We start from the raw sequence: 6,825 nt of genomic DNA, 5'->3' as shown, positions 1-6,825 counted from the left end.
CGCTGGTCGTCTCCACGCGTTCCAGCGGCACCCACGGCGTCGCGACCACGGCGGCGACGACCAGCGCGGCGACCACCGCCAGCACCCCGGACCGGCGCAGCAGGAACGTGATCGGGTCGCGCAGCCGCGGGTGCCGGTGCGCCCGCTCCAGCAGCACCAGCACGGCGGCCAGCGCCACGGCCCCGATCGGCACCCACCAGCGGTGGTACGTCTTCACGTGCGAGATCAGCAGCGCCACGAGCACGACCAGCACGAGCGTCCCGCCGAACCGCACCCGCTTCCCGTCGACGCGGGTCGCGGCCAGGTACAGGAAGGTGAACGGCAGGGCCAGGATCAGCAGCACGCTGCTGATCCGCGCGTCCGCCATGAACGTGCCGAGGAACAGGCCGGGCGCGTCGTCCAGGTCGAGCGTGTGCAGCAGCGCGAACGCGGTGTGCCAGTCGTAGTGCGACACGGCCAGCAGCCTCAGCAGCACGAACAGGACGGCGGCGCTGCCCAGCACCGTCCCCGAGTGGGCCTTGGCTGGCTCGGTCTTCTCCGGCTCGGTCGTCACGGCGAGCACTATCCCATCGGGGCGCCCGGCGACCGGTCGCTACCCTGTGCGTGGCGGTTCCGCCACTTCCCGTACGAAGGAGTACAGACGGCCGTGTCTGAGCGCACCCTGGTCCTGGTCAAGCCCGATGGCGTCAGCCGTGGTCTGGTCGGCGAGGTGATCGCCCGCATCGAGCGCAAGGGCCTGACCCTGGCCGCACTCGAGCTGCGGACCGTCGACCGCGCGACCGCCGAGCAGCACTACGCCGAGCACGACGGCAAGCCGTTCTTCGGCGACCTGGTCGAGTTCATCACCGGTGGCCCGCTCGTCGCCATCGTCGTCGAGGGCACCCGCGCCATCCCGGCGTTCCGCCAGCTCGCGGGCGGCACCGACCCGGTCGAGAAGGCCACCCCCGGCACGATCCGCGGCGACTTCGGCCTCGAGGTCCAGTTCAACCTCGTCCACGGCTCCGACTCGCCCGAGTCCGCCGAGCGCGAGATCAAGCTCTGGTTCCCGGCTCTCTGAACCGCGTTCCGCACGCCGTGGGGGCCGACCTCACGGCGTGCGCCGGGCCGGTGAGGAGCCGTTGCCGCCGGGGTTCGAGCCGTGCAGCTCCACGTGCGGCGGGTAGCCCAGCGGCAGGTGCATGCGGACCGAGTCGAACCGCTGGTCGCCGACGCTGATCGAGTTCGGCAGCCGTCCCCATTCGCGGAAGCCCAGCTCCTCGTACAGCCCGATCGCCCCGAGGTTGTTGCCGCGCACGCCCAGGTACAGCACCTCCAGGCCCGCCGAGCGCGCGTGGTCGACGATCGCCGCCACCGCGGTCCGGCCCAGGCCCAGCCCGCGCGCGGACGGGTGCGCCGTCACCTTGCCGACCTCGCCGCAGTGCCGGAACACGATCGCCGGGTCGCGCTGCCACGTGGCCGTCGCCCGCACGACGCCGTCGACCCGCGCCACCACCAGCGCCGCGTCCCCGGCGCGGACCAGCGCCAGCACCTTCTCCAGCCACGCGTCCGTGTCGGCCCGGTCGGGAGGCGACTGCCAGCCGATCGCGCCACCGGCCGCGACCACCGCGTGCAGCACCTCGTGCACCTCGTGCCGCAGCTTCTCGTCGGCGTCCTTCGGCCAGTCCAGCTCGATCTCCATGGGGTGCAGGCTAAAACCGCGCCGGAAATGTCGGTGCACCCGGTTAGGGTCGGCGGCGTGACCACTGCCGAGCCGCTCCTCGTCCGGGCCAACGGGTTGACCAAGCACTTCGGCGACTTCGAGGCGGTGAGGGGCATCGACGTCGAGGTGCGCCGCGGGGAGGCGTTCGGCTTCCTCGGACCCAACGGCGCGGGCAAGTCGTCGACCATGCGGATGATCTCCTGCACGTCGCCGCGCACCGGCGGCGAGCTGACCGTGCTCGGGATGGACCCGGCCACCCAGGGGCCGAGGATCCGCGCGCGGATCGGGGTCGTGCCGCAGACCGACAACCTCGACACCGAGCTGACCGTGCGGCAGAACCTCCAGACGTACGGCCGGTACTTCGGCCTGTCCAGGGCGGCCGTGCGGGAGAAGGCGACCGAGCTGCTGGAGTTCGCGCAGCTCGCCGACCGGGAGCACCACGAGGTGGAGCCGCTGTCGGGCGGCATGAAGCGCAGGCTGACGATCGCCCGCTCGCTGATCAACGACCCGGACCTGCTGCTGCTCGACGAGCCGACGACGGGCCTCGACCCGCAGGCCCGCCACCTGCTGTGGGACCGGCTGTTCCGGCTCAAGCAGTCCGGCGTCACGCTCATCATCACCACGCACTACATGGACGAGGCCGAGCAGCTGTGCGACCGGCTCGTCGTCATGGACGGCGGGAAGATCGCCGCCGAGGGCTCGCCCGGCGAGCTGATCAGCCGGTACTCGACCCGCGAGGTGCTCGAGCTGCGGTTCGCGCCCGGTTCGCAGGAGGCCGTCGTGCCGTCCGTGGTCGACCTGGCTGAACGCGTGGAGGTGCTGCCGGACCGGCTGCTGCTCTACACGAAGGACGGTGAGGGCGCGTTGAACGCCGTGCACGCGCGGGGCGTGCGCCCGCTGTCGAGCCTGGTGCGCCGCAGCACGCTGGAGGACGTCTTCCTCCACCTCACCGGCCGCACGTTGGTGGACTGATGGAGACCTTCCCCAGCCGGTCGACCGGCGTCGTGCTCGGCCCGGCGCGGGCGATCCTGATCGGCGTCGAGAAGCACTGGACCTGGTACCAGCGGAACTGGCGGTCGACCGCCATCTCCAGCTTCCTGCAACCCGTGCTGTTCCTGCTGGCCATGGGCGTCGGCTTCGGGTCGCAGGTCCAGCCCGGCGAGGCGACCGGCGGCCAGACGTACCTCGTGTACCTCGCCCCCGCGCTGGTGGTCGTGACGACGGTGCAGAACGCGACCTGGGAGTCGACGTACGCGGTGCTGTCGGCGTTCATCTGGCAGAAGTCGTACTGGGGCGCGGTCGTCACGCCGGTGACGCCGGGCCAGATCTTCGCCGCCCAGCTCGCCTGGATCGGGTTGCGGCTGGTCAGCAGTGCCGTGGTGTTCCTGGCGGTCGCCGCCGTGCTGGGCGCGGTCGCCGGGCCGGGGGTGCTGCTGGCGCTGCCGTTCGCGGTGCTCGCGGGCCTCGCGTTCGCCGCGCCGGTGGTCGCGTTCGCCGCCACCCGCGAGGGCGCGGAGGGCTTCACCGGCCTGTTCCGGTTCGTGGTCATCCCGATGACCCTGTTCACCGGCGCGTTCTTCCCGATCTCGCAGCTCCCGGACTGGTTGCGGCCGGTCGCGTGGATCACCCCGATGTGGCACGGCGTCGAACTCGCCCGCGGCGCCACGTTCGGCACGTTGCGGCTCCTCCCGGCGCTCGGCCACGTCGCCTACCTGTCGGCGCTGGTCGTCGTGGGGACCGTGCTGGGGCGCAAGTACTTCCGACGCAGGCTGGCGGTGTAGACGGTGACGCAGACGGTCGACCGGGAGAAGGCGGACGTCGGACTGGCGTTCCGCATCGTGCCGCCGGGCCTGTACGCCGGGCGGGCGAGCGTGCTCGTGGAGCGCTCGTTCCTCGTGTACCGGCGCGCGTGGCTGTCGTTCGTGTCCGGCTTCTTCGAGCCGCTGTTCTTCCTGCTGTCGCTGGGCTACGGCTTCGGCAGGCTGGTGAGCGAGGTCGAGGGCCCCGGCGGCCACCTGGTGAGCTACCCGGTGTTCGTCGCCCCCGCGCTGCTGGCGGCGTCCGCGATGAACGGCGCGGTGTTCGACTCGACGTACAACGTGTTCTTCAAGTTCAAGTACGGCAAGCTCTACGACGCCATGCTCGCCACCCCGATGGGGCCGCTGGACATCGCGGTCGGCGAGATCTCCTGGGCGCTGCTGCGCGGTGGCATGTACTCGGCGGCGTTCCTGTCGGTCATGCTCGGCATGGGCCTGATCAGCTCGGCGTGGGCGCTGCTCGCGCTGCCCGCCTGCCTGGTGGTCGCCTTCGCGTTCGCCGCCGTCGGCATGGCCGCGACGACGTTCATGCGCTCGTGGCAGGACTTCGACCTGGTGCAGCTCGCCGTGCTCCCGCTGTTCCTGTTCTCCACGACGTTCTTCCCGCTGTCGGTCTACCCGCCGCTGTTGCAGACGATCGTCACGTGGACCCCGCTCTACCACGCGATCGAACTGCTCCGCGGCCTCACGACCGGCGTGGTCGGCTGGGGGATGCTCGGCAACCTCGCGTACTTCGTGGTGATGGCCGCGGGCGGGCTGGTGGTCGCGGCGCGGAGGCTGGGCAAACTGTTGCTGAAGTGAGCCTGCGGAGATGCGCTGCCGGTCCAATACTTGGTGACCGGTAGTGCCCTCTTGGAGGTCGTCGTGGACGTCGTCGCGCTCGTCGGTCGCATCCTGTTCGCCGCCATCTTCCTCGGTTCCTCGGTCGCCCACTTCACCCAGTCCGAGGGCATGGGAGCCCTGGTCGAGTCCAAGGGCCTCCCGGCGGGGCGGCTGCTCGTGCTGGTGTCCGGCGTGCTCATCGCCCTCGGCGGGCTGATGATCGTGCTCGGCGTGTGGGCCGACCTCGGAGCCCTGTTCGTGCTCGCGTTCACGCTGCCCACGGCCTTCCTGGTGCACGCCTTCTGGAAGGAGACCGACCCGATGGCGAAGCAGAACGAGATGGTCAACTTCATGAAGAACCTGTCCATCTCCGGCGGCGCGCTGCTGTTCTTCTCCCTCTACGCGGGCCACGCCCACGACCTCGGCCTGACGATCACCGGGCCGCTGTTCGGTTAGTTCGTCCGGACGGCTGCCGTTACCCTGGTCCACCATGACGGTCGAGTCGGTCTTCCCCCTGTTGGAACCCCTGCTGCCACGGGTGTCGAAGCCCGTGCAGTACGTCGGCGGGGAGCTGAACGCGACCGTCAAGGACTGGGACGAAGCGGTCGTCCGCTGGGCGCTCATGTACCCCGACGCCTACGAGGTCGGGGTGCCCAACCAGGGCGTCATGATCCTGTACGAGATCCTCAACGAGCTGCCGGACGTGCTCGCCGAGCGCACCTACGCGGTGTGGCCGGACCTCGAGGCCCTGATGCGCGAGCACGGCGTCCCGCAGTTCACCGTCGACGGGCACCGCCCGCTCGGCGCGTTCGACCTGATGGGCATCAGCTTCGCCACGGAGCTGGGCTACACGAACATGCTCACCGCGCTGGACCTCGGCGGCATCCCGCTGCACGCGGTCGACCGCACCGACGAGCACCCGATCGTGGTGTCCGGCGGGCACGCGGCGTTCAACCCCGAGCCCATCGCGGACTTCATCGACTGCGCGGTGCTCGGCGACGGCGAGGAAGCCGTCCTGGAGATCACCGACATCGTCCGCGCGTGGAAGGCCGAGGGCTGTCCCGGCGGGCGCGACGAGGTGCTGACCCGGCTCGCCGAGACCGGTGGCGTGTACGTGCCGCGCTTCTACGACGTGGAGTACCTGCCGGACGGCCGCATCCAGCGCGTGGTCCCGAACCGCGAGCGCGTGCCGTACCGCGTGTTCAAGCGGACCACGATGGACCTGGACGCGTGGCCGTACCCGAAGCAGCCGCTGGTGCCGCTGGCCGAGAGCGTGCACGAGCGGATGAGCGTCGAGATCTTCCGCGGCTGCACCCGCGGCTGCCGGTTCTGCCAGGCGGGGATGATCACCCGACCGGTGCGCGAGCGGTCGATCGAGGGCATCGGCGCGATGGTCCAGCGCGGGCTGGAGGCGACCGGGTTCGAGGAGGTCGGCCTGCTGTCGCTGTCCAGCGCGGACCACTCGGAGATCGCCGAGATCACCAAGGGCCTCGCGGACCGCTACGAGGGCACCAACACGGGCCTGTCGCTGCCGAGCACGCGCGTGGACGCGTTCAACGTCGACCTGGCGAACGAGCTGTCCCGCAACGGCCGCCGCTCCGGCCTGACGTTCGCGCCCGAGGGCGGCAGCGAGCGGCTGCGCCGGGTGATCAACAAGATGGTGTCCGAAGAGGACCTCATCCGGACGGTCAGCACGGCGTTCTCCAACGGCTGGCGGCAGGTGAAGCTGTACTTCATGTGCGGCCTGCCGACCGAGACCGACGAGGACGTCCTCCAGATCGCCGAGATGGCGAAGAACGTGATCCGCGCGGGCCGCGAGGTCAGCGGCCGCAAGGACATCCGCTGCACCATCTCCATCGGCGGGTTCGTGCCCAAGCCGCACACGCCGTTCCAGTGGGCGTCGCAGTGCGACCCGGACACCGTGGACAGCAGGCTGGCGAAGCTGCGGTCGGCGATCAACTCCGATCGGAGCCTGGGCCGCAACATCGGCATGCGCTACCACGACGGCAAGCCGTCGCTGATCGAAGGACTGCTGTCGCGGGGCGACCGGCGCATCGGCCGCGTGATCGAGCGGGTGTGGCGCGAGGGCGGCCGGTTCGACGGCTGGTCCGAGCACTTCTCCTACTACCGCTGGGTCAACGCCGCCGAGGCCGAGCTGCCCGCGTTCGGGATCGACCTGGCCTGGTTCACCACGCGCGAGCGCGAGGAGCTCGAGGTCCTGCCCTGGGACCACCTGGACTCCGGTCTGGACAAGGAGTGGCTCTGGGCGGACTGGCAGGACGCGCTGGACGAGCGCGAGCAGGACGACTGCCGCTGGACCCCGTGCTTCGACTGCGGCGTCTGCCCGGCGATGGGCACCGACATCGAGGTCGGCCCGACCGGGCGCACCCTGCTGCCGTTGACCCCGGTCGGGGGAGGCTCCCCGGTGCGGAACCCGTCGCTCAGCAAGACGTGACCAATTAAGACACCGGGAGCGGTCCCAAAAAC

General features: G+C 70.7%; 8 protein-coding genes. 6 read left to right on the top strand and 2 right to left on the bottom strand.

All coding sequences use genetic code 11. The features are described from left to right. A partial coding sequence (locus ACFWW9_RS34355) for a hypothetical protein (RefSeq protein ID WP_390386343.1) occupies positions 1 to 553 on the bottom strand: 553 nt, incomplete at its 3' end. 93 nt (positions 554 to 646) lie between these two features. On the opposite strand from ACFWW9_RS34355, the gene ndk reads away from it, so the two are divergent. Continuing rightward, the gene (gene ndk / locus ACFWW9_RS34350; RefSeq protein WP_259621763.1) at positions 647 to 1,057 is read left to right on the top strand and encodes a nucleoside-diphosphate kinase; all 411 of its coding nucleotides are present in this window, start codon (positions 647 to 649) and stop codon (positions 1,055 to 1,057) included. 30 nt (positions 1,058 to 1,087) lie between these two features. On the opposite strand, the gene ACFWW9_RS34345 is transcribed toward ndk, so the two are convergent. Further along, the gene (locus ACFWW9_RS34345; protein ID WP_390386342.1) at positions 1,088 to 1,678 is read right to left on the bottom strand and encodes a GNAT family N-acetyltransferase; all 591 of its coding nucleotides are present in this window, start codon (positions 1,676 to 1,678) and stop codon (positions 1,088 to 1,090) included. 27 nt (positions 1,679 to 1,705) lie between these two features. Between ACFWW9_RS34345 and ACFWW9_RS34340 the strand changes: the two genes are divergently transcribed. The 5 genes from ACFWW9_RS34340 to ACFWW9_RS34320 are packed head-to-tail and all read left to right on the top strand — an operon-like array spanning position 1,706 to position 6,793. Further along, complete coding sequence (locus tag ACFWW9_RS34340; RefSeq protein WP_390386341.1) at positions 1,706 to 2,671, top strand: ABC transporter ATP-binding protein; 966 nt, start codon at positions 1,706 to 1,708, stop codon at positions 2,669 to 2,671. Beyond that, entirely contained in the window at positions 2,671 to 3,480 is an 810-nt protein-coding gene (locus ACFWW9_RS34335; RefSeq protein ID WP_390386339.1) for an ABC transporter permease, read from the top strand. Before ACFWW9_RS34340 ends, ACFWW9_RS34335 begins: the two co-directional genes overlap by 1 nt. A 3-nt stretch (positions 3,481 to 3,483) precedes the next feature. Beyond that, positions 3,484 to 4,317, top strand: coding sequence for an ABC transporter permease (locus tag ACFWW9_RS34330; RefSeq protein WP_390386338.1), 834 nt, complete (start codon positions 3,484 to 3,486; stop codon positions 4,315 to 4,317). Positions 4,318 to 4,350: 33 nt separating this feature from the next. Next, positions 4,351 to 4,794, top strand: a complete 444-nt coding sequence (locus ACFWW9_RS34325) for a DoxX family protein (protein WP_390386337.1) — start codon at positions 4,351 to 4,353, stop codon at positions 4,792 to 4,794. A 34-nt stretch (positions 4,795 to 4,828) separates the two neighbouring features. Next, complete coding sequence (locus tag ACFWW9_RS34320; RefSeq protein ID WP_390386335.1) at positions 4,829 to 6,793, top strand: TIGR03960 family B12-binding radical SAM protein; 1,965 nt, start codon at positions 4,829 to 4,831, stop codon at positions 6,791 to 6,793. The last annotated feature ends 32 nt before the right edge of the window (positions 6,794 to 6,825 follow it).

The organism is Umezawaea sp. NPDC059074 (assembly GCF_042738955.1).
Classification (GTDB): Bacteria; Actinomycetota; Actinomycetes; order Mycobacteriales; family Pseudonocardiaceae; genus Umezawaea.
Note: the sequence above shows the minus strand (reverse complement) of the source record. Positions and strands in the feature narration are given on the sequence as shown.

Bases quoted from the DNA above. Each gene is read 5' to 3' on its own strand.
- ACFWW9_RS34345 (WP_390386342.1), bottom strand. From the start codon at position 1,678: ATGGAGATCGAGCTGGACTGGCCGAAGGACGCCGACGAGAAGCTGCGG.
- ACFWW9_RS34340 (WP_390386341.1), top strand. From the start codon at position 1,706: ATGTCGGTGCACCCGGTTAGGGTCGGCGGCGTGACCACTGCCGAGCCG.
- ACFWW9_RS34335 (WP_390386339.1), top strand. From the start codon at position 2,671: ATGGAGACCTTCCCCAGCCGGTCGACCGGCGTCGTGCTCGGCCCGGCG.
- ACFWW9_RS34320 (WP_390386335.1), top strand. From the start codon at position 4,829: ATGACGGTCGAGTCGGTCTTCCCCCTGTTGGAACCCCTGCTGCCACGG.